Origin of the sequence: Pseudomonas sp. MWU13-2100 (assembly GCF_023242365.1) — a bacterium.
Lineage (GTDB): Bacteria > Pseudomonadota > Gammaproteobacteria > Pseudomonadales > Pseudomonadaceae > Aquipseudomonas.
In genome coordinates, this window is the sequence record NZ_JALLIX010000006.1 from 56,053 (window position 1) to 79,159 (window position 23,107).

Sequence of the window (23,107 nt, forward strand, 5' to 3'; positions counted from 1 at the left end):
CGCAGTCCCTTGCTGGTGTCTGACGGAACCCCGTCATCAGGACTCTATCGAGCAGCATACTTCTATATTTCCCACAACAAGCGGTACAGTATTACTGTGCCATAGACCCTTGCATCCCCGCTTTTGGCCCATGACACCGAAATCAATGCCAAAGGAGTGAGCAGCGATGGTCGACGCATCCAATAGAGGCCCCTGGAACACCCCGCTCGGCGATATCAACGAAGACGTCGTGCATGCGATCCTCGAACTGGTCAGCGATGGCGTCTGGGACTGGAACGCCAATACCGGCCTGGTCTACCGCAGCCCCGGCTGGTACGAGATGCTCGGCTATTCCCCCAACAGCCTGCCGAACAGCGTCTTCACCTGGGAGAACATGATTCACCCCGATGACTACCCGCAGGTGATGGCCCACTTCGACGATCACCTGAATGAACGGACCCTGGGTTATCACGCCGAATACCGCTGCCGAACCCGTGGCGGCGACTATATCCTGATCGAAGACCGCGGCTTTGTGATCGCCCGTAACCCCGACGGTTCGGTGGCCCGGATGATCGGCGCCCACCGCTGTCTCGAAGACCAACGGCGCCTGCTCGAACAACTGGAAGTCCGCACCCACTCCTTCGAGGCCATCGTCGCCGAACGGACCGCCGAGCTGTCACGGGTCAATCGGCAGTTGCAGGCCCAGCTCGAGGAAAATCGCCGCCTGGCCGAGAGCGATTCACTGACCGGGGTCGCCAATCGCTATCGCCTGGAGAAGATCCTGTCCCGGGAGTGCGAGCGTGCCGGACGCTTTCGCCAGACGCTGTCACTGATCGCCATGGATATCGATGATTTCAAGCTCATCAATGACCGCCACGGGCACCTGGGCGGCGACAGGGTGCTGGTCGAGGTCGCGCAAACGCTCCAGGGCTGCCTGCGCGACACCGACCTGCTGGCGCGCTGGGGCGGTGACGAATTCATGATTGTCCTGCCGGACAGCCCGCTCACCGCCGCCATGAACCTGGCGCAGCAAATGCGCGAGCGCCTGCTGCAACGCAAGCCCCTGGGCTTGAGCTCACTGACGATCAGTTTTGGAGTGGTGGAACGGCGCGCCGACGAGCCCATGACCGAACTGATGTGCCGGGCCGACCAGGCCTTGTATCGCGCCAAGGGTGCCGGCAAGAATGTGATAGCCAATTGAGGTCGCACTGCCCCTGGCCGCTCTCAGGCATCAGCGACTTTTCCTGCCCGCACAAAAAACCCCGCCGAAGCGGGGTTTTCTTTTGACCATTCCAACGTCCTGTCGGCTGCCGTCCTGGCGATGGTCGATCTTCCCTGATCCTGTGCGCCTCCTTGCGCAGCAGTGATGGGTCTAGATTAGGGCAGCCACTCAAGCGCTCATAGAGGCGATTGCGGGCACGGTCTGTAAGCCTTTCGCTATTACCGTGGTTTTTTCCCACCGCAACGCCCCACACAGCCCATTCACAATCATCTCGACCTCCTGTTCATCGATAACCAGCGGCGGCAGCAGGCGAATGGTCTTGCCCCGGGTCACGTTGATCAACAAGCCCTGGTCCCGGGCCGCGATCAGCGCCAGGTCACGTACCGGCTGCCGCAGCTCGATACCGATCATCAGGCCTTGCCCGCGTATCGCCAGGATCTGCGGACAGTCGCCCAGTTCGGCCCGGAGCCGTGCCAGCAAACGCTCGCCTTGCTGCCGGGCATTCGCCACCAGCCCCTGCTCCTCGATGATATCGAGCACGGTGCAGCCGACCCGGCAGGCCAGCGGGTTACCGCCAAAGGTACTACCGTGGCTGCCCGGGGTGAACAGTTCGGCGGCCTTGCCCCGCGCCAGGCAGGCGCCGATGGGAATGCCATTGCCCAAGCCCTTGGCCAGGGTCATCACGTCCGGCACGATGCCTTCGTGCTGGAAGGCGAACCACTGGCCGGTACGGCCGATGCCGGTCTGGATTTCGTCGAGCATCAGCAACCAGGCGCGCCGCTTGCACAGGTCGCGGACGGCTTTCAGGTAGCCCGGTGGCGGCAGTTGCACGCCGCTTTCGCCCTGGATCGGCTCCATCAGCACCGCGCAGATCCGCCCGCCGTGGCTGCGGGCGATGCTGTGCAGCAGCCCCAGGTCGCCATACGGTACCTTGATGAAGTCCCCCGGCAAGTCATGGAAGCCCAGGCGCACCGCCGGGCCGTCGCTGGCCGACAAGGTGCCCAGGGTGCGCCCGTGGAAGGCATTTTCCATGACCACCACCAAGGGTTTCTCGATACCTTTGTGCCAGGCATGCAGGCGCGCCAGTTTCAGCGCCGTTTCATTGGCCTCGGCACCGGAGTTGTTGAAGAACACCCGATCCATGCCCGACAGCCGGGTCAGACGCACGGCCAGCCGCTGCTGCCAGTCGATGCTGTAGAGGTTGGAGGTGTGCAGCAGCAGGCCGGCCTGCTCGCGGATGGCACTCACCAGGCGCGGGTGGGAATGCCCGATATTGGTCACTGCCACACCCGCCACCGCGTCCAGGTACTCGCGCCCTTCGCGATCCCACAGGCGGCTGCCCAGCCCTTTGACGAAACCCAGGTCCAGCGGTTGATAGGTGGTCATCAGGCTAGCGGCAGTCATGGCATCGAGCTCCAGGCATGGGGGGTGCTGGCAGTATCGTTAGCCACCAGAGCTGGATAAACTCCAAAAAACTTCAATCATTTTAAAGCTGAGATTGATAATGGACCTGTTTCAGGCAATGCGGGTATACGTGAAAGTCGTGGAGACCGGCAGCATGACCGCTGCCGCCCTGGAATGCGGCCTTTCCACCACCATGGTCGGCAATCACCTGCGCTCGCTGGAACAACGCCTCGGAGTCAGCCTGCTCAGCCGTACGACCCGGCGTCAGCGCCTGACGGAATTCGGCTCGACCTACTATCAGCGTTGCCTTGAGGTGCTGGGGCTGGTGGCTGATTCCGAGCGACTGGCCGAACAGGCTCAAGGCGAGCCGAGCGGTATCCTGCGGATCACCGCGCCGCTGACCTTCGGCTCCGAACGCCTGGCCCCGGCCCTGAGCGAATTCGTGCGGCGTTATCCCCGGATCAAGCTTGACGTGATGCTCAGCAACCAGCGCGAAGACCTGATCGACAGCGGCTTTGATGCGGCAATCCGCCTGGGTGCGCCCGAACCCTCGGCGCTGATTGCCCGGCCACTGGAAAACTATGCGCTGACCGTCTGCGCCTCGCCGTCCTACCTGAAACGGCGCGGGACACCGATCATCCCCCAGGATCTGGAACATCACGACTGCCTGGCCTTCGCCTACCCGGCGGGGGACGACTGGCGAACAGTAGAAAAACAATGGAGCCTGAGCGGGCCGGAGGGGGAAATCCTGGTGCCGGTCAGTGGCCCGATGACCATCAACAGTTCCTCGGCGCTGTATCAGGCGGCGCTCTCCGGCATGGGCATCGTGATGCTGCCGGATGCGTTGCTGCGCGACGATCTGCGCGAGGGCCGACTGGTGCCGCTGCTGGGGACCTACAAACTGCCCAGCCGGCCGATGAACCTGCTTTATGCGCAAGATCGCTACCGACTGCCCAAGCTGCGCAGTTTCGTGGAGTTCGCGCTGGAGAAGTGGGGCAAGCCCTGAGCCGGCGGGAGTGCTTGGCGCGACAGTCAGCCTGAATCAGAACAGGCGCAAGCTCAGCGACTGTCGAGTCGATACACCAGGGCACTTTCGCCAGGCCGATCGATCAGACCCTAGAATACCGTTACTTGCCTGCCGCCTCGTGCACCGGCAATACAGACAACGAACAGATACAAGGACCCGTACACCGCTATGTTCGAACACATCGACTTCAATTATCTGCTCGCCACCTACGGTTATTGGGCCATCTTCATCGGCTGCCTGCTGGAAGGGGAAACCATCCTGATCCTCGGTGGGATGGCGGCGCACCAGCAGGTCCTGCACCTGCCGCTGGTGATCTTCTGGGCCAGCCTCGGCGGGATGCTCGGCGACCAGGCGCTGTTCTGGACCGGGCGTTACTTCGGCGCCCGCCTGCTACCGCGCCTGCATCGCCAGCAGGCCGCCATAGAACGGGTGACCGGGCTGATTCAGCGCCATCCGCTGACCTCGATCTTCGCCGTGCGCTTTCTCTATGGCATGCGCCTGGTCGGTCCAATGGTGATCGGCGCGAGCCGCCTGTCGCCGCTGCGCTTCAGCCTGATGAACCTGCTCGGGGCGCTGGTCTGGGCCACGCTCTTTGCCAGCGCCGGCTATTGGGCCGGGGGCTTTCTCGAAAGCCTGCTGGGCGATCTCAAACCGTACCGCCTGCCCATCGTGATCGGGGTGGTGATCATCGTCGCCGGGATCGCCCTGGTCCGCCATCTGCGGGCCAAGGCACGGGAACGTCACAAAGCCTGAGCCGGGCTCAGACCTGGAAACGCCCGACCATCCCCTGCAACGCGTTCGCCAGCCGCGACAATTCATGGCTGGCGGCACTGGTCTGATCGGCTCCGGTCGCCGAGCGGATCGACAGGTCGCGGATGTTCACCAGGTTACGGTCGACTTCCCGGGCCACCTGGGCCTGTTCTTCCGCCGCGCTGGCGATCACCAGGTTGCGCTCGTGGATTTCATGCACCGAGGCGGTGATGGTCACCAGCGCTTCGCCGGCCCGTTCGGCCAGGGCCAGAGTGCTGGCGGCACGGGCGGTGCTGGTGTGCATGGACTCCAGGGCCAGAGTCGAGCCACTGCGCATGCCGGACACCATCTGTTCGATCTCCTGGGTCGACTGCTGCGTGCGATGGGCCAGGGCCCGCACCTCATCGGCCACGACTGCAAAGCCGCGTCCGCTCTCGCCGGCGCGGGCCGCCTCGATGGCGGCATTCAGCGCCAGCAGGTTGGTTTGCTCGGCAATCGCCCGAATCACTTCCAACACCTTGCCGATACCTTGCGACTGATCGGCCAGGGAGCGCACCAGTTCCCCGGTGCGTTCGACATCCCCGGACAGGGCGCTGATGGCGCCGAGGGTTTCACTCACCCGCTCCTGGCCGATTCGCGCCGATTCGCTGGATTGGCGGGTGGCATCGGAGGTAGACACGGCATTGCGCGCCACCTCTTCCACCGCCGTGGTCATTTCGTTGACCGCCGTGGCCGCCTGTTCGATTTCGTGGTTCTGCTGTTGCAGGCCCTCGGTGCTGCTGCGGGTAACCGTATTCAGTTCGTTCGCCGCCGTGGTCAGCGAGGTCGCCGAACCGCTGATGCCCTGCAAGGTGTCGCGCAAGGTCTGCTGCATGGTGGCCAAGGCTTCAAGCAGGTGACTGACTTCATCGTCGCCATGGCTTTCGATACGTTGGGTCAGGTCGCCGCGCGCCACATTCTGCGCCGCGCTCAGGGCCTGTCCCAGGGGTTTGACGATACTGCGCGTGAGCAGCATTGCCAGGCCCACGGTGGCCAACGCCGCCAGGACAATAAAGAGGATAACGATCATCCGCGAGCGGCTGTAATGCTCCTCGGACTTCTGGCTCTCGGCCGCCACCTGTTTGCTAAAGAGGTCGGCCAGGTCGGTCAGTTGCTTGCCGGAACCGTCCACTACGGTCTTCATGTCCACCAGCAGCAATTTGATCAGTTCGTCGCGCCGGCCCTGCTCGGCCAGGGTGAAGGATTGGGCGATACCGGCACGGTAGGCGGCGAAGGTGGTTTTGAACTGGTCGTACAACACCCGGGCTTCAGGTGTGGTGACCAGCTTGTCGTAGGCGACGATCCGTTCGCTCAACTCCTTGTCGCGCACGTCCATCTGGCCACGGTACACCGAGATGTTCTTCGGCTCCTGATCGAGGGCCATGCGCAGGGAGATGGTGCGGATGCGCAACATGATCTCGCGAATCTCGTCGCCGCCGCGAATACTCGGCAGCCATTGGGTTTCCACCGCCAGCTCGCCTTCGCGGATGTTCGACATCTGGCCCAGGGCGAACACCCCGAGCCAGGCCACCAGCACGGCGATCAAGGCAAAACCCAGCGCCGCACGAGGTGCGATATTCAGTTGACGAAGAAACATGACGACCGCCTTTTTTTGTTATGGCTTCAGGCCAGTGACCCCAGCCCTTAGCTCCAGAGTTGGCAGGCTATCGGCACGTTGTATGACAACTTGAAATAATTGCCGGACAATTTCACCCGTGCCCGCATTTATCTCAGGGAGCTTTCTGTCCGGGGCCGGGAACGATATTGACTTTGTAGACAATGCGCGTGTGATAGCCCGCCTGCAGGACCTTCATGGCGCGCTGATTGATGGCGTCGGGCTTGGCGTCATCGGCCGAGACGCTGTGCAGTTGCGTGAGCTGGGTGCGGGCTTGCCAGCTGGATACGCCCTGGTCCGGCGCGCAGGGCTGTGCGGCGAAACTGACCTTGCCGCCGTGACTCACGCACTTGTAGGCGTCGGCGCTGAATGCCGGGCAGGAGGCGCCGAGAAGGAAAACGAAGGCCAGGCATCTGCCCATGCGTGTGCATCCCTGTACGTGATGGTCATCCACAAATAAAAGAAAACCCGCCGAAGCGGGTTTTCTCCAAAGCAGTCCGACATCCCGTCGGCGGCCTCCATGGCCTGGTTCGATCATCCTTGATCCTGCACGCATCCTTGCGTAGCAGCGATGGGTACAGATTAAGCCCGGCCATGAAGGGTCAACAGAGGAGATCAGTGTCACGCCATGTAAGCCTTTCGCCATACATGGATCCAATCCTGACGATCAGGGGCAGAGCCGCTCACGGCGCCAGGACAGGTATGAGTGCGCGGCCGCGACTGCTGTCGTCGAACAGCGCCGCGGCCTCCAGAACCCCCAGTTGCGTGAGGATTACCTGCCACTTCGAATGATCCTGGCCGACGAACCCATGGAGGGCCTTGGGCAGGGTCCGCGCGAAGAACAGGCGTTTTTCAGTATCCAGATTCTGGTACAACACCTTCGCCACTTCGCTGAGCATCTGGCCGCGGACGGGCTTGTCGCGGTCCCGCGCCGCCGCCCCATGGCGATTGCGCGGCTGGATCGGCTGATCATCGACGAACAGATTCAACCGGGTAGTGGCGCTGATGTGGGCCACGAGCGCAAAGGTGATCGTAGCCAGGTCCCGTTGCCAACCATGGTGAAGCTCGGCGCAGAGTCCCCGCAAGCGTAGACAGGTCTCGGACAGCGGCAGCTCCAGATCTTTCCAGGCATCGCTCGCCAGGCAATGGCAAAGCGCATTCAGCGCGGCATCGACGTTGTCGAGCGCCAGGGAAGGCGCCCAGACGTTACCCGCGACGTGGTCATCCCCAGGCTGGACCTTCTCCACCAGAAAGATCAGCGACGCTTGATACAGCGCCCGGCACAACTCGCGCAGCTTCCGGATATCTCCTGCTCGCTTGTCGGCGTAGCCGGCCACGATCACACAGGGTTGCGCGTTCATATCAGACTCCTGGCGGGCTCAGTCATGCACAGGTACCTCGAATGTTCGATTGGGCAGTTTCAACACCTGGGGAGAACCTCTTCAATCAGCACGCCATGCGGGGAAATATGGCCTCTTGATACTAGCGAGCGGATGCCTTCTTGATCAGGGCAAGTTCGACTAGAATCCTCCGGACTTTATTGCTCGAGCGACCAGTAAAATGCAGGTTCAGAGAGCCGTGATCGCCGCCATTGAATTCCTTCCTGGCGAGCCACTGGTGCAACAGATCGTCGACCGCTTCTCGACAGCCATCAACCAGGATGCCTTGCAGCACGGGGCCAAGTTGCCACCGATTCGCGAACTCTCCGACCTCATGGGGGTGGGCAAGTCGACGGTGGTCGAAGCGCTGGACCGGCTGCGGGCCAAGGGCCTGATCACCTCGCGCCAGGGCTCGGGGCACTACGTCTCACGGATTAGCGCGGCAGTGCAGGCCGGCGTCGGCCGTGAGCTGCTGCCACAAGACACCTTGAGCGTGATACGCCGTGGCCTGCTGCTGGACAACGGCACCTTGCGTCCCGGCTGTGGTTTCCTGCCCTCTTCCTGGCTACCCCGCGAGGAACTGCTCAAGGCCGCTCGCGGCACCCTGCGGGCCACCAGCCTGCGCATGGGCGAAGTCGGCGTGCCCGCCGGTTACCCGCCGCTGCGCCAAGCCCTGCGGGTGAAGCTGTCAACCCTGGGCATCGACGTCCCCGTGGAACAGATCACCACCACGGCCAACACCCTCCAGGCCATCGACATGCTCATGCGCCTGTTGATCAAGCCCGGCGACACGGTGCTGCTGGACGATCCGTGCTACTTCAACCTGCGGGCGAACCTGATGTTGCACGGCGCGCGGATCGTCAGCATCCCCCGCAGCCGTGACGGGCTCGACTTCAACCAGCTCGAACCGCTGCTCGAACGCCATCGCCCGGTGCTCTACCTGACCAACAGCACGCTGCACAATCCCACCGGCCACTCTTTTTCCCCGGCCCAGGTCTATCGCTTGCTGGAGCTCAGCCATCGCTACAGCTTCCATATCATCGAAGACGACCTGTATGGCGATATCCAGCAGAAACAGACCCCTCGCCTCGCGGCGGTAGGCGGCCTGGACAACGTCAGCTATGTCTCGGGGTTCACCAAGATACTCAGTGCCAACAGCCGGGTCAGCTACCTGGCACTGCGGCCTGAGCTGGCCGCGCGCATGGTCGACCTGAAGATGTCGAGCGGCTGCGTGACCTCGGAGCTGGTGGAACAGATCATCTATCGGATGCTCAGCGACGGCAGCTACACCCGGCATGCCCGGCGTATGGTCGATCGCTTGTATGGGGCCAATAACCGCGTAGCCCGCTGGTTGAACGAAGCCGGCTGTTCAGTGGCGTCCTGCCCGGGCGAAGGGTTGTTCATCTGGGCCCGCCTGCCGGCCGGGATCGAGGCCGAGGCCCTGGCACGCAAGGGCCTGGAGAATGACATTGTGCTGGCCCCGGGCACCTTGCTCAGCATCGACGCCGAAGCCTCGAGCTTTCTGCGCTTCAACGTCGCCCACAGTGACGACGAACGGGTGCGCGAACGTTTTCTGCGCTTGCTCCAGGCCTAGACAAAAAAAGCCCCGCGCTTCTTCCGAAGGCGGGGCTTTTTCAACAGCGGGTGGACTCAGCGCGCGTAAGTCAGCAACAACTCACTCGGCACCTTGAAGTCCAGCGACATCATCACGCTCAGGGCAGTGATGGTGAAGATCGAGAACACGAACAACTTGCGTGCCCAGACCGTGTCATCCACCGCCTTGTAGCCGGTCCAGGCCATGTACAACCAGTACATGCCCATGGCCGCGGCCACGGCGAGGTAGCTCATGCCGGCATAACCGCTGAACGTCAGCATCAACGTCGCGCCGAGGAAGGCCAGGATGTAGAGCAGGATATGCTTCTTGGCCACCAGGATCCCGCGCTTCACCGGCAACACCGGAATCGATGCGGCCAGGTAATCGTTGAAGCGGAAGATCGCGATGGCGTAAGAATGCGGCATCTGCCACAAGCTGAACATCACCAGCAGCGTCAGGGCCGCCATGTCGAAGCTGTTGCTCACCGCCACGTAGCCGATCACCGGAGGCATCGCCCCCGACAGACTGCCGATCAGCGTGCCGTGAACCGACTTGCGCTTGAAGTACAGGCTGTAGAAGCCGACGTAGATGACAAAGCCGATCACCGCGAACAGCGCCGCCAACGGGTTGGCGACGCGGTACAGCAGGGCCACGCCGGCGATCCCGAGGACAGTGGCGTAGATCAGGGCCAGTTTCAGGGAAATCAGCCCCTGGACCAGCACCCGGTTCTTGGTGCGCTCCATCTTCAGGTCGATGTCACGGTCGATGCAGTTGTTGAACACGCAACCGGACGCCACCACCAGCGAAGTACCGATCATGGCCGCCAGGAAGATGGCCAGATCGACATGCCCTTTCGAGGCCAGGAAGAAACCACCCGCCACAGAAAGCACGTTACCGAAAATGATCCCCGGTTTGGTGATTTGGATAAAGTGCTTGAGCGACATCGGGTCTACCTCACTTCGCCATCATGACGGTGTGGATGCTGAACATGATCCACAACGACAGACCCACCAGCAGAACGATCACCAGTGCCGCGAAGATAAACGCAACCACGTTGTTACGCTGTGCCTCGGAACGGTCCAGGTGCAGGAAGTACACCAGGTGCACCAGCACCTGGATCACCGCGAAAACCAGAACGATCCACAGGGTCGCCGCCTTGGGCAGCGACGGGTACATCACCAGGCCGAACGGGATGATAGTCAGGATGATCGACAGGACAAAGCCGACCATGTAGGACTTCACGCTGCCGTGGTTGGCATCACTGGAATGCTGTGCATTAGCCATTTACAGAGTCCCCATCAGGTAAACAACGGTGAATACGCAGATCCACACGACGTCCAGGAAGTGCCAGAACAAGCTCAGGCAGCTCAGGCGGGTGATGTTGCTGGGTGTCAGGCCGTTTTTCCAGACCTGGTACATCATCACGCCCATCCAGATCAGGCCGCTGCTGACGTGCAGACCGTGGGTCCCGACCAGGGTGAAGAACCCGGACAGGAAGCCGCTGCGGTTAGGACCGAAGCCTTCTTCGATCAGCTTGTGGAATTCATTGATTTCCATGCCGATGAAGCCCAGGCCGAACAGGAAGGTGATTGCCAACCAGAACAGGACCTGACTTTTCTTGCCCTTGAACACCGCCAGCATGGCGAAGCCGTAGGTGATCGAACTGAGCAACAGGCAGGCGGTTTCGCCCAGCACGTACGGCAGTTCGAAGATGTCGTGGCCCGACGGGCCACCGGCGACGTTGTTAACCAGCACCGCGTACGCTGCGAAGATCGACGCAAACAGGATGCAGTCGGTCATCAGGTAGAGCCAGAAACCGAAGACGGTCATCTCGCTCGTATCGTGGTGATGGTCATCGTGCCCATGGTCATGACCATGGGCGTGTCCAGCATGAGTCACTGCATTCGACATGGTTTAAGCCTTTTCCAGCGAAGATTCAACACGGGTGGCAGGAGTCACTTTCGCTGCCGCCAGCACCTTGTGCTGTTCAGCTTCGATACGCTCGATGACGTCCACTGGCACCATGTAACCCTGATCATCACGCGAGATGTGGATGATGAAATAGATCACGGTACCGGCCAGGCCAGCGATCGCCATCCACCAGATGTGCCAGATCATCGCGAAACCGAACACGGTCAGCAGAGCACCCATGATCAGGCCGGTCGCGGTGTTGTTCGGCATGTGGATCGGCTGGTAGCGCTTGGGCACCGAGTACGCGGTACCGTCTTCCTTGGCTTCGGTGAACGCGTCGACCACATTGGCTTTCGGCAGCTCGGCGAAGTTGTAGAACGGTGGCGGCGAAGAGGTCGACCATTCCAGGGTATGGCCGTTCCATGGGTCGCCGGTCACATCCATGTTCTGCTTGCGGTCACGCACACTTACGTAGATCTGGATCAATTGCGAAGCGATACCGAAGGCGATCAGAATGGCACCGAACAGCGCGACGTACAGGTAAGGCACCCACTCAGGGTTGGTGCTGGAGTTCAGACGACGGGTCATACCCATGAAGCCCAGTGCATAGAGCGGCATGAACGCGACGAAGAAGCCGGAGATCCAGAACCAGAACGCTGCCTTGCCCCAACCTTCGTGCAGCTTGAAGCCGAACGCTTTCGGGAACCAGAAGCTGAAACCGGCGATGTAACCGAAGACCGCACCGCCGATGATCACGTTGTGGAAGTGCGCGATCACGAACAGGCTGTTGTGCAGGACGAAGTCAGCACCCGGGATGGCCAGCAGTACGCCGGTCATGCCGCCGATGGCGAAGGTCACCATGAAGCCCAGGGTCCAGAGAACCTGGCTGGTGAAACGCAGACGGCCACGGTAGATGGTGAACAGCCAGTTGAATAGCTTCACCCCCGTCGGGATCGAGATCAGCATGGTCGCCAGGCCGAAGAAGGCGTTGACGTTGGCACCCGAACCCATGGTGAAGAAGTGGTGCAGCCAAACCATGAAGCCCAGCACCGAGATCGCGCCGCTGGCGTAGATCATCGAGTGGTGGCCGAACAGTTTCTTGCCGGAGAAGGTCGAGATGACTTCGGAGAAGACCCCGAACGCCGGCAGGATCAGGATGTACACCTCGGGGTGACCCCAGGCCCAGAACAGGTTGACGTACATCATCGGATTTCCACCCAGTTCATTGGTGAAAATGTGGAAATCCATGTAGCGGTCAAGCGTCAGCAAAGCCAGTGTAGCGGTGAGGATCGGGAACGAAGCGACGATCAGCACGTTGGCCCAGGTGCAGGTCCAGGTGAAGATCGGCATGTCCATCATCTTCATGCCAGGGGTACGCATTTTCAGTACGGTGGCCAGGAAGTTCACCCCGGTCAGCGTTGTACCCAGCCCTGATAGCTGTAGCGCCCAGATGTAGTAATCCACCCCGACGCCCGGACTGTATTGCAGGCCCGATAGCGGCGGATAGGCAACCCAACCGGTCTTGGCGAATTCGCCGACACCCAGGGAAACGTTGATCAGCACCACGCCGGAAACCAGCAGCCAGAAGCTCAGGGAGTTCAGGAACGGGTAGGCCACGTCACGCGCACCGATCTGCAACGGCACGACGATGTTCATCAGGCCGGTGAAGAAAGGCATCGCCATGAAGATGATCATGATCACACCGTGGGCGGTGAAGATCTGGTCATAGTGGTGAGGCGGCAGGTAGCCAGGGGAACCCTCGGTGGCCATGGCCAGCTGGGTCCGCATCATGATGGCGTCGGAGAAACCGCGCAGCAGCATGACCATGGCCACGATGATGTACATGACACCGATTTTCTTGTGGTCGACCGAAGTCAGCCACTCGGTCCACAGGTAGGTCCACTTCTTGAAGTAAGTGATCGCCGCGAACAACGCCAGGCCACCGACCGCGATCATCGCCAGCGTGATCATGACAATCGGTTCGTGGAACGGGACCGCTTCCCAACTTAATTTACCAAACATCGTTTACTCCTCTGCCCCGGCAGCTGAATGCGAACTCATGTCCATGCCTTCCGTTGCGGCCACTTCTTTCTTCTCATGCTCGACCGGCTTGCCTGCTTTCATACCTTCGTACTTGTCGACGATGGTCTGGAACAGGTTCGGCGTAACGGAGGAATAAAGCGCGACCGGGTTGTCCTGGCTTGGCTTGGAAAGGTCCGCGTACTCAGCTTGTTCAAGCTGTTTAGGTGCCTTCTTGACCTCAGCTACCCAGGCATCGAAATCCGCCTGGCTGGTTGCGGTCGCTTTGAATTTCATACCGGTGAAGCCGGCGCCGCTGTAGTTGGCGGAAATCCCTTCGTACTCATGATTCTCGTTGGAGATCAGGTGCAGCTTGGTCTGCATACCGGCCATGGCGTAGATCTGGCCGCCCAGGCCCGGGATGAAGAACGAGTTCATCACGCTGTCGGAAGTGATCTTGAAGTTCACCGGGGTCTTGGCCGGGAAGACCAGCTTGTTGACGGTGGCAATGCCTTGTTCCGGGTAGATGAACAGCCATTTCCAGTCCAGGGCGACCACTTCGACGGTGATCGGCTTGACGTCGGATTCCAGCGGACGATACGGGTCCAGGGCGTGGGTCGACTTGTAGGTGACGATGCCCAGGAACAGGATGATGATCGCAGGAACGGCCCATACCACGATTTCGATCTTGGTCGAGTGGTTCCATTTCGGTGCGTAGGTGGCGTCCTTGTTCGACGCGCGGTATTTCCAGGCGAAGGCAAAGGTCATCAGGATGACCGGCACCACGACCAACAGCATCAGCAGCGTAGCGGTGATGATCAGGTTACGTTCGTCCAGGCCCACCTGACCCTTGGGGTCAAGCAAGGTCATGTTGCACCCTCCCAGCAACAACGTGCCGAGCAGTGGCAATAAGCCTAAGAATCTGGGATACCTTGTTTTACTCATCTCACGACCTCTAAAGCAGCTTGCGCAATGCAGTTGGGTTTCGATAGCCAACACTTCACCCTGCCAAGGGTTGGCAATTTTTTCCGATTGAATAAGGGCCTGTCCGTCGCGCCAATCGCTGATCGGCACCTCTGGAACGGGCGTGAGTTCTTATTCGATTTCGTGGGTCATAGGCCTTGTTACAGACCAATTCCATTTGGTGCGGATACTTGGAAAGGTTGCCAGCACCGGGGGTCGCATAGCGCCCTCGAGCCCTTCGACCGCCCTATTGCGCTCAGGCAGAGCGGCGCCGGACATTCAGTGCGGCGATTGTAGTTAGGTCGCGTTTTATAAACCACGTCTCATCCTGAAATATTTTTTATCAATTCACGCAACAATCATTAACCGTTTTTGCAACGATCATGGATCGTATCGAGTTTCATTCTCAATAAAAAGCTATGAACCGCTCTTTTGCCGGACAACTGATCTGCCCCGAAATCGCCCTGCCGAGAGCCTGCGAAGAGGCTCTGGCCCAGGCATGACGGGGCGTTGCACGGGTCTTCTAGGGGGGATGGGACACCCCCTGAACAAACGTGAAACACAGGGGCTGCCAGGGAACTTTTTCGAGGATGACTGTCAATCAGAAGATGACATCGAGATCAGAAACGACCGGTGCGACAGCCGCGACGTGACAATATGTCGCAGTTTTTCCAGCCCTTTTCTTGTCTGCCATCAAGGCGCTTTTAGCGCGGTTAGCACGCATAAAAACGCCCCGATCTTACATGAAAGATCGAGGCGTTTTTCAAGCATCAGGGGCGAGGGCCAGCCGCCAGGGCCAACCGCCGGAATCAGCGGTTTTTCTGGCGATTACGGTAGATACCCACCGGCACCAGCAACGCCGTCAGGACAAAGGCCGCCAGCGCCCATTGCGCCAGGGAAAGGCCCAGCAGCGGTGGGTACAGCGTTTCGCAGAAACCCTCGACCTGGAAGCCCAGTGGGAAGATCGACGCCAGGGGCAGGCCGTCGACAATAGGTTGCAGCACGTCGATGCCGCAGCTCACCGCCGGGTTGGCCTGGATATAGACGTGACGGCCTGCCGCGATAATCCCACCGACGGCACTCAGCCACACCAGCACTTCCAGCACCGTGAGGCTGCGCCGGGTGCGCATGCCCGCGCCGATAAAGGCGAACAGCGCAATGAACAGCAAGGCGTAGCGCTGCAGGATACACAATGGGCAAGGCATTTCGCCGAGCACCACCTGCATGTACAACGCACCGCCGATCAAGGCGAGGCAGATCACCCCCAGCAGGACCAGGAAGCGCTTTTCCCGTCCCAGCCGCATCATTTCGTCAGTCATCCTGTTTCCCTTTGACTCGTTGTTGGATCGGCCGGAGGGCCGCGCAGCATGCCGCGGCATCAAACCGAGGTTGTATCCCATAGACCCACAGGTCGCAATCCGATCGTTTCAACCCGGTGAACATGTGTTGCCCGGAAGTCTACACGCTGACCATGACCTTTGAGCGTATTGGACACGCGACGTCGGTGTCCGCGGGAGTATGGGTAAACCACCACAGGATCGCCGACAATGATCGGCGAATTAACGACAGGCCGATTAAACCGGGATTAACGCGCCAAGGGATTTTGCCCATCTGCCCGATCCGACCCGCCAACAGCGTGGCCACTGACTTGGCCACGCGGATATCGTGGGTTATTCCAAGGCCGCGGCCGGGCCGAAGAACTCATAACGGCTCTGTTGCTCCGGCACCCCGAGGGCTTTCAAGTGACGCTTGATCGCGCCCATGAAGCCCTTGGGCCCGAGGAAATAGGCATCCAGGTCACGTTCCTGCGGCAACCATTCGCCCAACTGTTCCTGGCTCAACAGGCCGACCTTGTCCGCCGCCGGGCTGATGCCGTCATCCTCGGCGTAACAATAGAAGCGCTTGAGCTGCGGATGACGCTCGGCCAGGTCATCGACCCAGTCACGGAAAGCATGCACCTGGCCGTTGCGCGCGCAGTGGATAAAATGCACCGGCCGCTCGCCCGCCAACGCCGCCTCGAGCATCGGCAAGGTCGGCGTGATACCGACCCCGCCACTGATCAGTACCAGCGGCTTGTCGCTGGCCGCCAGGGTGAACTCGCCCGCCGGCGGGAACAGCTCCAGGGTGGCACCGACGACCAGTTGGTCATGCAGGTAGTTCGAGACTTTCCCACCGGCCTCGCGCTTGACGCTGATCCGATACTGCCCGGCCGTCGCCAACGCCGAGAGCGAGTAGTTGCGCCGCACCTCTTCGCCGTCGATGACCAGCTTCATACCGATGTACTGCCCTGGGGTGAACGCCAGGACCGGCTGACCGTCCACCGGTTCGAAATAGAACGAGGTGATTTCCTGGCTTTCCTCGACCTTGGCCGCCACCTTGAACAACCGCGCACCGCGCCAGCCGCCCGGCGCCAGGGCCTTCTCGTCATAAATAGCGGTTTCGGCACCGATCAAGATATCGGCCAACTGGTTATAGGCCGCGCCCCAGGCACTCATCACCTCAGGCGTGGCGATTTCCTCGCCGAGCACCTCGTGAATGGCCCGCAACAGGCAAGCGCCGACAATCGGGTAATGCTCGGGGAGGATCTGCAGCGCCACATGTTTGTTGATGATTTTGGCCACCAGGTCGCCCAACTGGTCGAGCTGGTCGATATGCCGCGCGTACATCAATACACCGTTGGCCAGGGCCCGGGGCTGGTCACCGCTGGACTGGTGAGCCTGGTTGAAGAGCGGGCGCACCTGCGGGTACTCGGACAGCATCATCCGATAGAAGTGAGTGATCAGCGCCTCGCCGCCGCTTTCCAGCAGCGGAACAGTCGATTTGATGATGGTACGGTCTTGAACGCTAAGCATGGGTCAACTCCTGAGCACGAGGTTCTATCTGAATTGACCTTTTACTCATCACACTTCATGCCAAGATTAAAAACCATATAAATCAATAAGTTAAAATGATGAAAGTCATAATGACTACATGCATGCTATAGTCAATCTGACATCACAGGAGTCAATATGACTGCAAAACTCCTACTGACCACCCTACTGCCGCTGGTATCGGATCTCTCGCGGGAACTGCCTGAAAGCGAACGCTATCGGCGCCTGCTCGAAGCCATGCGCGCGCTGCTGCCCTGTGACGCCGCCGCGCTGCTGCGCCTGGACGGCGAGTGGCTGGTGCCGCTGGCCGTCGATGGCCTGAGCCCCGACACCCTCGGGCGACGCTTCAAGGTCAGCGAGCATCCGCGCTTCCAGATCCTGCTCGGCAGCCAGGGACCTACCCGTTTCGACAGCGACAGCGACCTGCCAGACCCTTACGACGGCCTGGTGGAAGGCTTGACCGAGCACCTGGAGGTGCATGACTGCCTGGGCTGCCCGCTGTTTATCGACGAACAACCCTGGGGCCTGCTGACCCTCGATGCCCTCGACCCGGAGCGCTTCGAACGGATCGAGCTCGATGCCCTGCAGGCCTTCGCCAGCCTGGCCGCGGCCACGGTGAATGCCGCCGAGCGCATCGAGCGCCTGGCCCTGCGCGCCGAGGATGAGCACCAGCGCGCCGAACTCTATCGCCAGGCCAACGTCCCGCAAAATCGTGAAATGATTGGCCAGGGCAAAGCCCACAAGCGCCTGGTGGAAGAGATCAACCTGGTGGGTAGCAGCGACTTGACCGTGCTGATCACCGGTGAAACCGGCGTCGGCAAGGAACTGGTGGCCCAGGCGATCCATGCCGCCTCCCCGCGTGCGGAAAAACCCATCATCAGCCTGAACTGCGCGGCCCTGCCGGATACCCTGGTGGAAAGCGAGCTGTTCGGGCATGTGCGCGGGGCCTTCACCGGAGCCGTGAATGATCGCCGTGGCAAATTCGAACTGGCCAATGGCGGCACGCTGTTTCTCGATGAGGTCGGCGAACTGTCACTGAGCGTCCAGGCCAAATTGCTCCGTGTGCTGCAAAGCGGCCAGCTACAAAGACTGGGCTCGGACCGCGAGCATCAGGTGGATGTCCGACTGATCGCCGCCACCAACCGCGACCTCGCCGAAGAAGTGCGCAGCGGGCGTTACCGTGCTGACTTCTACCACCGCCTGAGTGTCTATCCGCTGCAAGTGCCGGCCCTGCGCGAGCGCGGTCGCGATGTATTGCTATTGAGCGGTTTTTTTCTCGAGCAGAACCGCTCGCGTCTCGGCCTGGGCAGCTTGCGCCTGGGGGCGGACGCACAGGCGGCACTGCTGGCATACAACTGGCCGGGCAATGTCCGCGAGCTGGAACACCTGATCGGACGCAGTGCCCTGAAAGCCTTGGGCAATTGCCGGGAACGGCCAAAGATCCTCAGCCTGAGCGCGGCCGACCTGGACTTGCCGACAGCTGTCGCACAGGCCTCGCAAGAGCAAGTCCCCGCGCCTGCGGAACTGGAAACCGGTGTCGATCTGCGCCAGGCCACGCAAACCTACCAGCGGCAACTGATCAGCGCCTGCCTGGAGCGACACCAGCACAATTGGGCGAGCGCCGCCCGCGAACTGGGCTTGGACCGGGCCAACCTGGGACGGATGGCCAAACGCCTCGGCTTGAAATGACAAAATGAAACTCAAGCTGACAGTGCTGCTCTGTGGGAGCAGTGTTTGTCGGAGCGCCGCATCGCCGCGAAGAACGATAACGCGATATACCTGCAAAACCGTGGCGCTCGCTTCGCGGGCAAGCACCGCTCCCACAAAAGCACCTCTCCTACAAGATATTCAAACTAAAGCCTGCTCTTATCGGGTCGATAACCCGTCATCGATAGCCGTTCAGGGTTAATCTGTCCTGAACCACCTTTTTCCACAGAAGGTTTCTATGTCCTCCAACAAAGCCCGCGCAGACTCGCTGTCACTTCTGCTTTTTACCCTGCGCAGCGGCAAGCTGATGGCGATCAACCTGCTGAAAGTCAGTGAAATCATTCCCTGTCCGCCGCTGACCAAGCTGCCGGAGTCCCATCCCCACGTCAAAGGTATCGCCACCCTGCGTGGCGCCTCGCTGTCGGTGATCGACCTGAGCCGCGCCATCGGCGAACGGCCGCTGGTGGACCCGGACGGCGGGTGCCTGATCGTCACCGACGTCAGCCGTTCCAAACAGGGCCTGCATGTCCAGGCCGTGAGCAAGATTGTCCATTGCCTGACCACCGATATCCGCCCGCCGCCCTATGGTTCCGGCGGGCCCAAGGCCTTTATCACCGGGGTGACCCAGGTCGACGGGACCCTGGTCCAGGTGCTGGATATCGAAAAAGTCATCCACGGTATTTCGCCGACACAAATCGAAGTCACACCGAGCGAACTGACCATGGAAGAGGCGGAAATCCTCGGTCATGCCCGCATCCTGGTGGTCGACGACAGTCAGGTGGCCTTGCAGCAATCGGTGTTGACCCTGCGCACCCTCGGCCTGACCTGCCACACCGCCCGCAGCGCCAAGGATGCCATCGGCTGCCTGCTGGACCTGCAAGGCACCGCCGAGCAGATCAACGTGGTGGTTTCGGACATCGAAATGTCCGAGATGGACGGCTACGCCTTCACCCGCACGGTGCGCGAAACCCCGGATTTCCAGGACCTCTACATCCTCCTGCACACCTCCCTGGACAGCGCCATGAACAGCGAGAAGGCGCGATTGGCCGGGGCCAACGCGGTGCTGACCAAGTTTTCCTCTCCGGAGCTGACTCGTTGCCTGATCCAGGCCGCCCGGACCGTCGCGGAGCAAGGGATCTGAAATGCCTGATCGCCACTGCCATTTGCTGCGCAAGGACCTCGAAGATCTGCTGGACATTCCCCAATGGCCGACCGGCATCCGCGTCGGCCTATTGCGCGCGCAGTTGATGGAGCCGGTGCATGCCTTGCTCAAGCACGGCTACCAGGATGGCGGCGGCAGCGTCGAAGACTTCGCCGTGTGGCGTCAACACTTCACCACCGATGCCGAATTCGATCCCGCGCTGTGCCTGATCGCCCTCGACGAGCACGGCGTGGCCGGTGTCGCACTGTGCTGGACCAGCGCTTATATCAAGGACCTGGTCGTGCACCCGCGGCGCCGCGCCCAAGGCCTCGGCCTGGCCTTGCTGCGCCAGGCGTTCAAGGTGTTCGCCGCGCGTGGCGAAGCCTTCGTCGACCTCAAGGTCATGGAGAACAATCTCGCTGCCCGGCGCCTGTACGAGCGGGCCGGCATGCGTTTTATCGAACGCTATGAAGTCAGCCCGGCTCAGGCATAATCCCTTTTTGCCCGCCGCCCCTGAAGGAGACCTGTCATGAAAGCCTTCACCCTGCTCTTCATCAGCCTCGTCACCCTGGCCAGCCAGGCCCAGGCCGCCAGCCCCGATGCCTGGGCGAACTTACACAAAGCCGTGGTCGCCAGTTGCACCAAGGCCAGCAAACTGAAAAACGTCAAGCCCGTGGGCAACCCCGCGCAATTCGACGACAAGATCGGTTACACCGCCCTGCTGCTGCATGGCCGCTATCCGCAGGCCCACATGAAGAACCAGCCGGGTACCGAGTTGTGCCTGTACAACAAGAAGAGCAAGACCGCCGTTGTCACCGAATGGGACTCGGTCATGCCCGCCCGCAGCAACTGAGTGGCTGGCGCATAACTTGCTTTGACCAAAGCTCGCACGGCGAAACAAAACGGAATTACGTCACCGTCCCTGCCCTTGTCCTTCGGTCGGCCTACTCATGAGTACCCATTTTTCCTGTGTCGGTTGCGGCAAATGCTGCACCGATCACCATGTGCCCCTGACACTGGTCGAAGCCCGGCAATGGGCCGCTGACGGCGGCCAGGTGATCGTCCTGGTCGAGGCCTTCATCGCCGATGGTCCGGGCCAGCCGGAGCAGCAACGCGATCACGTACTGCGCCGTTCCTGGGGCGTGCCCAGCGGTCACGCCGAAGCCCGCGTCGCCATCACCTTTGCCGCCTACAACGTCGGACCCTGCCGGAATCTTGACGAAGACCTGCTCTGTCGGATCTACCAACGGCGGCCGCTGGTGTGCCGGATCTATCCGATGGAAATCAATCCGCATATCCCGCTGCGCCCCGAAGCCAAGGATTGCCCGCCGGAGGCCTGGCTGGACACGCAGCCGCTGCTGATCGTCGGCGGGCAGTTGCAGGACCCGGAACTGGTCCGGCTGATCGAGGCCTCGCGCCAGGCCGACCGCGATGATATCCAGGCCAAGGAAGTGATTTGCGCCCGGCTGGGGATTCACACCACGGCCCTCAAGGGCGACGGCTTCACCGCCTACCTGCCGCAGATGTCAGCATTCGCGGAGGCGATTGACCAAGTGCAACAGCTGACGCACTGGCCGGCGGCGAGCGAGTGGAGCTTTCATGTCTCGGGCCCGGTCATCGCCGAGCGGTTGCGGGCAGAGGGGGCCCGGGTGGTGAGCGAAGCCGCGACCACCTATGCCTTTATCGCCTTGCAGGCGACCTGAGCACGATCTACGGCGAAACGCCGACCTGTAGGAGCACTGCTCCCAAACAAACTCCGCGCCTACAGGGTCCCGTGGCGCGGGCAGAATCAGGTTCAACAACGCTTGAGCCAGAACTCCCGGGCCAATGAACGCAGGTCATCCGCCAGCCCCGCCACATCACCTGAGCTGAGATGACTCTGCTGGCCGACAGTGACCAGCGCCTCGCAGGCATTGCGGATACTGACGATATTGCGGCTGATGTCCTCGCTGACACTGCTCTGCTCTTCCACCGCCGAAGCAATCTGCTGGCTCATCGCGGTAATCCGGCCGACCCGCTGGCTGATCCCGGCCAGGGCATCGGCGGCCTGCTGGACCTGCTGCACACTGGCCTCGGCCTGCTGACTGCTGTTCCGCATCACCTCTACCGCATTGCGCGCACCGCCCTGCAGGTTGCTGATCATGCGCTGGATTTCGTTGGTCGACTGCTGCGTGCGCTGGGCCAGCCCGCGCACCTCGTCGGCCACCACCGCAAAGCCCCGCCCCTGCTCCCCGGCACGGGCAGCTTCGATGGCGGCATTGAGCGCCAGCAAGTTGGTCTGGTCGGCAATCCCGCGGATCACCTCCAATACCGTGGAGATCTCGGTGCTGTGGCTTTCCAGGTGCAGGATCACCTCGGTGGCCCGCGCCAGCTCGTTGGCCAGGCGCAACACCGCGCCGCGACTGTCAGCCACCAGTTGATGACCTTCGTGGGTTTCGCCGCCGACCTGGTCGGCCACTTCCGAGGCCTGCTGGGCATTGCTGGCGACCTGGGCCACGCTGGCGCTCATCTGCTGAATTGCCGCGGCGACCTGGTCGGTTTCGGCCTGTTGATCCAGGGTGCTGCCATGACTGCTTTGAATATGCCGGGCCAACGCCTGGGCATGCCCGGACAGGCGCAGCGAGGCATCGCCGATACGTCCCACCACCGCGCCGACCTGAGCTTCCAGCATGTTCAGGGCAAAGCCGATCTGACCGAACTCGTCTCTACGACCGGTATAGATCACCTGGCTCAGGGGGTTATCGGCAATCTCCCGGGCTCGCGCCGTCAGTTCGGCAAACGGGCGCAGGGCCCAGTGGATCAGCGCGCCGACCAGCACGGTGCCCAGGGCCCAGAGCCCGAACTCGACCTTCAGCGGCTGCTCGGCAACGCCATGCCCCAGCGCCAGGACAACGGCAAACGCCGCGCTGGCCAGCACCCAGAGCCGGGTCTGCACACGCAGGTTGGGCAGACGCTCACGCCAGGGCAAACGCCCGCCGCGCAACCAACCATACCAACGCTCGGCGGCCTCGACCTGTGCGGCGGCGGGTCGGGTTCGCACCGACTGGTATTCCACCGTCTGGCCGTCGCGGGTGACGGGCGTGGCGTAGGCGTTGACCCAGTAGTGATCGCCATTCTTGCAGCGATTCTTCACCAGCCCCATCCACGAGCGCCCGCCCTTGAGGGTTTGCCACATATGGGCGAAGGCCTCGGCGGGCATGTCCGGATGACGCAAGAGGTTATGCGGCGAACCCAGCAACTCCTCGCGGCTGTAGCCACTGATCCTGACGAAGTCAGGATTGGCGTAGGTGATCGTACTGTCCAGATCGGTGGTCGAAAGGATGTTGGCATCAAAGGCGACGTCTACACTTCGCCCGGTGATCGGCAGATTGATCTTCATGGAAAGCGCGCTCAGAGAGTGAGAGGAGTCGGCAGGGCGTCGACTCTAAGCGCACGGAAAAGCAAAACACTGATCTAGCTCAGGGTCCTGGCATTTAGCCATCGTCAT

General features: G+C 61.4%; 21 protein-coding genes and 1 pseudogene. 9 read left to right on the top strand and 13 right to left on the bottom strand.

Going from position 1 to position 23,107, the window contains the following annotated elements; all coding sequences use genetic code 11:
- Positions 1–166: 166 nt before the first annotated feature.
- Positions 167–1,180 (top strand): sensor domain-containing diguanylate cyclase, encoded by a 1,014-nt coding sequence (locus M5B99_RS06445; protein ID WP_248803248.1) that lies wholly within the window; start codon positions 167–169, stop codon positions 1,178–1,180.
- 189 nt (positions 1,181–1,369) lie between these two features.
- Here the strand turns inward: M5B99_RS06445 and M5B99_RS06450 are convergent, their stop codons facing one another.
- Positions 1,370–2,605, bottom strand: a complete 1,236-nt coding sequence (locus tag M5B99_RS06450) for an aspartate aminotransferase family protein (protein WP_248803249.1) — start codon at positions 2,603–2,605, stop codon at positions 1,370–1,372.
- A gap of 100 nt (positions 2,606–2,705) precedes the next feature.
- On the opposite strand from M5B99_RS06450, the gene M5B99_RS06455 reads away from it, so the two are divergent.
- Entirely contained in the window at positions 2,706–3,611 is a 906-nt protein-coding gene (locus tag M5B99_RS06455; protein ID WP_248803250.1) for a LysR family transcriptional regulator, read from the top strand.
- Positions 3,612–3,800: 189 nt separating this feature from the next.
- Positions 3,801–4,385 carry a DedA family protein gene (locus M5B99_RS06460; protein WP_248803251.1) on the top strand — a complete coding sequence of 195 codons (585 nt, stop codon included), beginning with the start codon at positions 3,801–3,803 and terminating at the stop codon, positions 4,383–4,385.
- 7 nt (positions 4,386–4,392) lie between these two features.
- Here M5B99_RS06460 and M5B99_RS06465 read toward each other — a convergent pair whose 3' ends face one another.
- The 3 genes from M5B99_RS06465 to M5B99_RS06475 all read right to left on the bottom strand — a co-directional run bounded on the left by M5B99_RS06465 (position 4,393) and on the right by M5B99_RS06475 (position 7,397).
- A complete protein-coding gene (locus M5B99_RS06465) occupies positions 4,393–6,018 on the bottom strand; it encodes a methyl-accepting chemotaxis protein (RefSeq protein ID WP_248803252.1) in 1,626 nt (541 codons plus the stop codon).
- A 133-nt stretch (positions 6,019–6,151) separates the two neighbouring features.
- Positions 6,152–6,457, bottom strand: a complete 306-nt coding sequence (locus M5B99_RS06470) for a DUF4124 domain-containing protein (protein WP_248803253.1) — start codon at positions 6,455–6,457, stop codon at positions 6,152–6,154.
- A 262-nt stretch (positions 6,458–6,719) separates the two neighbouring features.
- A complete protein-coding gene (locus M5B99_RS06475; RefSeq protein ID WP_248803254.1) occupies positions 6,720–7,397 on the bottom strand; it encodes a diiron oxygenase in 678 nt (225 codons plus the stop codon).
- Positions 7,398–7,596: 199 nt separating this feature from the next.
- Here M5B99_RS06475 and M5B99_RS06480 point away from each other — a divergent pair, with 199 nt between their 5' ends.
- Entirely contained in the window at positions 7,597–9,009 is a 1,413-nt protein-coding gene (locus tag M5B99_RS06480) for a PLP-dependent aminotransferase family protein (RefSeq protein WP_248803255.1), read from the top strand.
- Between the two features lie 56 nt (positions 9,010–9,065).
- On the opposite strand, the gene cyoE is transcribed toward M5B99_RS06480, so the two are convergent.
- The 7 genes from cyoE to hmpA all read right to left on the bottom strand — a co-directional run bounded on the left by cyoE (position 9,066) and on the right by hmpA (position 16,754).
- Positions 9,066–9,953 (bottom strand): heme o synthase, encoded by an 888-nt coding sequence (gene cyoE, locus M5B99_RS06485; RefSeq protein WP_103494558.1) that lies wholly within the window; start codon positions 9,951–9,953, stop codon positions 9,066–9,068.
- 10 nt (positions 9,954–9,963) lie between these two features.
- The gene (gene cyoD / locus M5B99_RS06490) at positions 9,964–10,293 is read right to left on the bottom strand and encodes a cytochrome o ubiquinol oxidase subunit IV (protein ID WP_248803256.1); all 330 of its coding nucleotides are present in this window, start codon (positions 10,291–10,293) and stop codon (positions 9,964–9,966) included.
- Entirely contained in the window at positions 10,294–10,920 is a 627-nt protein-coding gene (gene cyoC, locus M5B99_RS06495; RefSeq protein WP_248803257.1) for a cytochrome o ubiquinol oxidase subunit III, read from the bottom strand. It abuts the gene before it with no gap.
- A gap of 3 nt (positions 10,921–10,923) precedes the next feature.
- Positions 10,924–12,942, bottom strand: a complete 2,019-nt coding sequence (gene cyoB, locus M5B99_RS06500) for a cytochrome o ubiquinol oxidase subunit I (protein ID WP_248803258.1) — start codon at positions 12,940–12,942, stop codon at positions 10,924–10,926.
- Positions 12,943–12,945: 3 nt separating this feature from the next.
- Positions 12,946–13,884 carry a ubiquinol oxidase subunit II gene (cyoA, locus tag M5B99_RS06505; protein ID WP_248803259.1) on the bottom strand — a complete coding sequence of 313 codons (939 nt, stop codon included), beginning with the start codon at positions 13,882–13,884 and terminating at the stop codon, positions 12,946–12,948.
- 827 nt (positions 13,885–14,711) lie between these two features.
- Positions 14,712–15,221, bottom strand: coding sequence for a disulfide bond formation protein B (locus M5B99_RS06510; protein WP_248803260.1), 510 nt, complete (start codon positions 15,219–15,221; stop codon positions 14,712–14,714).
- A 351-nt stretch (positions 15,222–15,572) separates the two neighbouring features.
- The gene (gene hmpA, locus M5B99_RS06515) at positions 15,573–16,754 is read right to left on the bottom strand and encodes an NO-inducible flavohemoprotein (RefSeq protein WP_248803261.1); all 1,182 of its coding nucleotides are present in this window, start codon (positions 16,752–16,754) and stop codon (positions 15,573–15,575) included.
- A gap of 156 nt (positions 16,755–16,910) precedes the next feature.
- On the opposite strand from hmpA, the gene norR reads away from it, so the two are divergent.
- From norR to M5B99_RS06540, 5 genes are all read left to right on the top strand, one after another.
- Positions 16,911–18,461 (top strand): nitric oxide reductase transcriptional regulator NorR, encoded by a 1,551-nt coding sequence (norR, locus tag M5B99_RS06520; protein WP_248803262.1) that lies wholly within the window; start codon positions 16,911–16,913, stop codon positions 18,459–18,461.
- 256 nt (positions 18,462–18,717) lie between these two features.
- Positions 18,718–19,620, top strand: a complete 903-nt coding sequence (locus tag M5B99_RS06525; protein ID WP_103494552.1) for a chemotaxis protein CheV — start codon at positions 18,718–18,720, stop codon at positions 19,618–19,620.
- A 1-nt stretch (position 19,621) separates the two neighbouring features.
- Positions 19,622–20,113, top strand: coding sequence for a GNAT family N-acetyltransferase (locus M5B99_RS06530; RefSeq protein ID WP_248803263.1), 492 nt, complete (start codon positions 19,622–19,624; stop codon positions 20,111–20,113).
- A gap of 36 nt (positions 20,114–20,149) precedes the next feature.
- On the top strand, positions 20,150–20,473 hold the full coding sequence (locus M5B99_RS06535; RefSeq protein WP_248803264.1) for a hypothetical protein: 324 nt from the start codon (positions 20,150–20,152) through the stop codon (positions 20,471–20,473).
- A gap of 97 nt (positions 20,474–20,570) precedes the next feature.
- The gene (locus tag M5B99_RS06540) at positions 20,571–21,323 is read left to right on the top strand and encodes a YkgJ family cysteine cluster protein (protein ID WP_248803265.1); all 753 of its coding nucleotides are present in this window, start codon (positions 20,571–20,573) and stop codon (positions 21,321–21,323) included.
- A 92-nt stretch (positions 21,324–21,415) separates the two neighbouring features.
- On the opposite strand, the gene M5B99_RS06545 is transcribed toward M5B99_RS06540, so the two are convergent.
- Positions 21,416–22,447, bottom strand: a complete 1,032-nt coding sequence (locus M5B99_RS06545) for a methyl-accepting chemotaxis protein (RefSeq protein ID WP_412548700.1) — start codon at positions 22,445–22,447, stop codon at positions 21,416–21,418.
- 270 nt (positions 22,448–22,717) lie between these two features.
- Positions 22,718–22,999, bottom strand: a pseudogene (locus tag M5B99_RS30145) (PAS domain-containing protein); the annotation flags it as partial.
- Positions 23,000–23,107: the final 108 nt, after the last annotated feature.

Excerpts from the sequence above, each read along its gene's own strand:
- M5B99_RS06445 (WP_248803248.1), top strand. The coding sequence starts at position 167 with ATGGTCGACGCATCCAATAGAGGCCCCTGGAACACCCCGCTCGGCGAT.
- M5B99_RS06450 (WP_248803249.1), bottom strand. The coding sequence starts at position 2,605 with ATGACTGCCGCTAGCCTGATGACCACCTATCAACCGCTGGACCTGGGT.
- M5B99_RS06455 (WP_248803250.1), top strand. The coding sequence starts at position 2,706 with ATGGACCTGTTTCAGGCAATGCGGGTATACGTGAAAGTCGTGGAGACC.
- M5B99_RS06460 (WP_248803251.1), top strand. The coding sequence starts at position 3,801 with ATGTTCGAACACATCGACTTCAATTATCTGCTCGCCACCTACGGTTAT.
- M5B99_RS06465 (WP_248803252.1), bottom strand. The coding sequence starts at position 6,018 with ATGTTTCTTCGTCAACTGAATATCGCACCTCGTGCGGCGCTGGGTTTT.
- M5B99_RS06470 (WP_248803253.1), bottom strand. The coding sequence starts at position 6,457 with ATGGGCAGATGCCTGGCCTTCGTTTTCCTTCTCGGCGCCTCCTGCCCG.
- M5B99_RS06475 (WP_248803254.1), bottom strand. The coding sequence starts at position 7,397 with ATGAACGCGCAACCCTGTGTGATCGTGGCCGGCTACGCCGACAAGCGA.
- M5B99_RS06480 (WP_248803255.1), top strand. The coding sequence starts at position 7,597 with ATGCAGGTTCAGAGAGCCGTGATCGCCGCCATTGAATTCCTTCCTGGC.
- cyoE (WP_103494558.1), bottom strand. The coding sequence starts at position 9,953 with ATGTCGCTCAAGCACTTTATCCAAATCACCAAACCGGGGATCATTTTC.
- cyoD (WP_248803256.1), bottom strand. The coding sequence starts at position 10,293 with ATGGCTAATGCACAGCATTCCAGTGATGCCAACCACGGCAGCGTGAAG.
- cyoC (WP_248803257.1), bottom strand. The coding sequence starts at position 10,920 with ATGTCGAATGCAGTGACTCATGCTGGACACGCCCATGGTCATGACCAT.
- cyoB (WP_248803258.1), bottom strand. The coding sequence starts at position 12,942 with ATGTTTGGTAAATTAAGTTGGGAAGCGGTCCCGTTCCACGAACCGATT.
- cyoA (WP_248803259.1), bottom strand. The coding sequence starts at position 13,884 with ATGAGTAAAACAAGGTATCCCAGATTCTTAGGCTTATTGCCACTGCTC.
- M5B99_RS06510 (WP_248803260.1), bottom strand. The coding sequence starts at position 15,221 with ATGACTGACGAAATGATGCGGCTGGGACGGGAAAAGCGCTTCCTGGTC.
- hmpA (WP_248803261.1), bottom strand. The coding sequence starts at position 16,754 with ATGCTTAGCGTTCAAGACCGTACCATCATCAAATCGACTGTTCCGCTG.
- norR (WP_248803262.1), top strand. The coding sequence starts at position 16,911 with ATGACTGCAAAACTCCTACTGACCACCCTACTGCCGCTGGTATCGGAT.
- M5B99_RS06525 (WP_103494552.1), top strand. The coding sequence starts at position 18,718 with ATGTCCTCCAACAAAGCCCGCGCAGACTCGCTGTCACTTCTGCTTTTT.
- M5B99_RS06530 (WP_248803263.1), top strand. The coding sequence starts at position 19,622 with ATGCCTGATCGCCACTGCCATTTGCTGCGCAAGGACCTCGAAGATCTG.
- M5B99_RS06535 (WP_248803264.1), top strand. The coding sequence starts at position 20,150 with ATGAAAGCCTTCACCCTGCTCTTCATCAGCCTCGTCACCCTGGCCAGC.
- M5B99_RS06540 (WP_248803265.1), top strand. The coding sequence starts at position 20,571 with ATGAGTACCCATTTTTCCTGTGTCGGTTGCGGCAAATGCTGCACCGAT.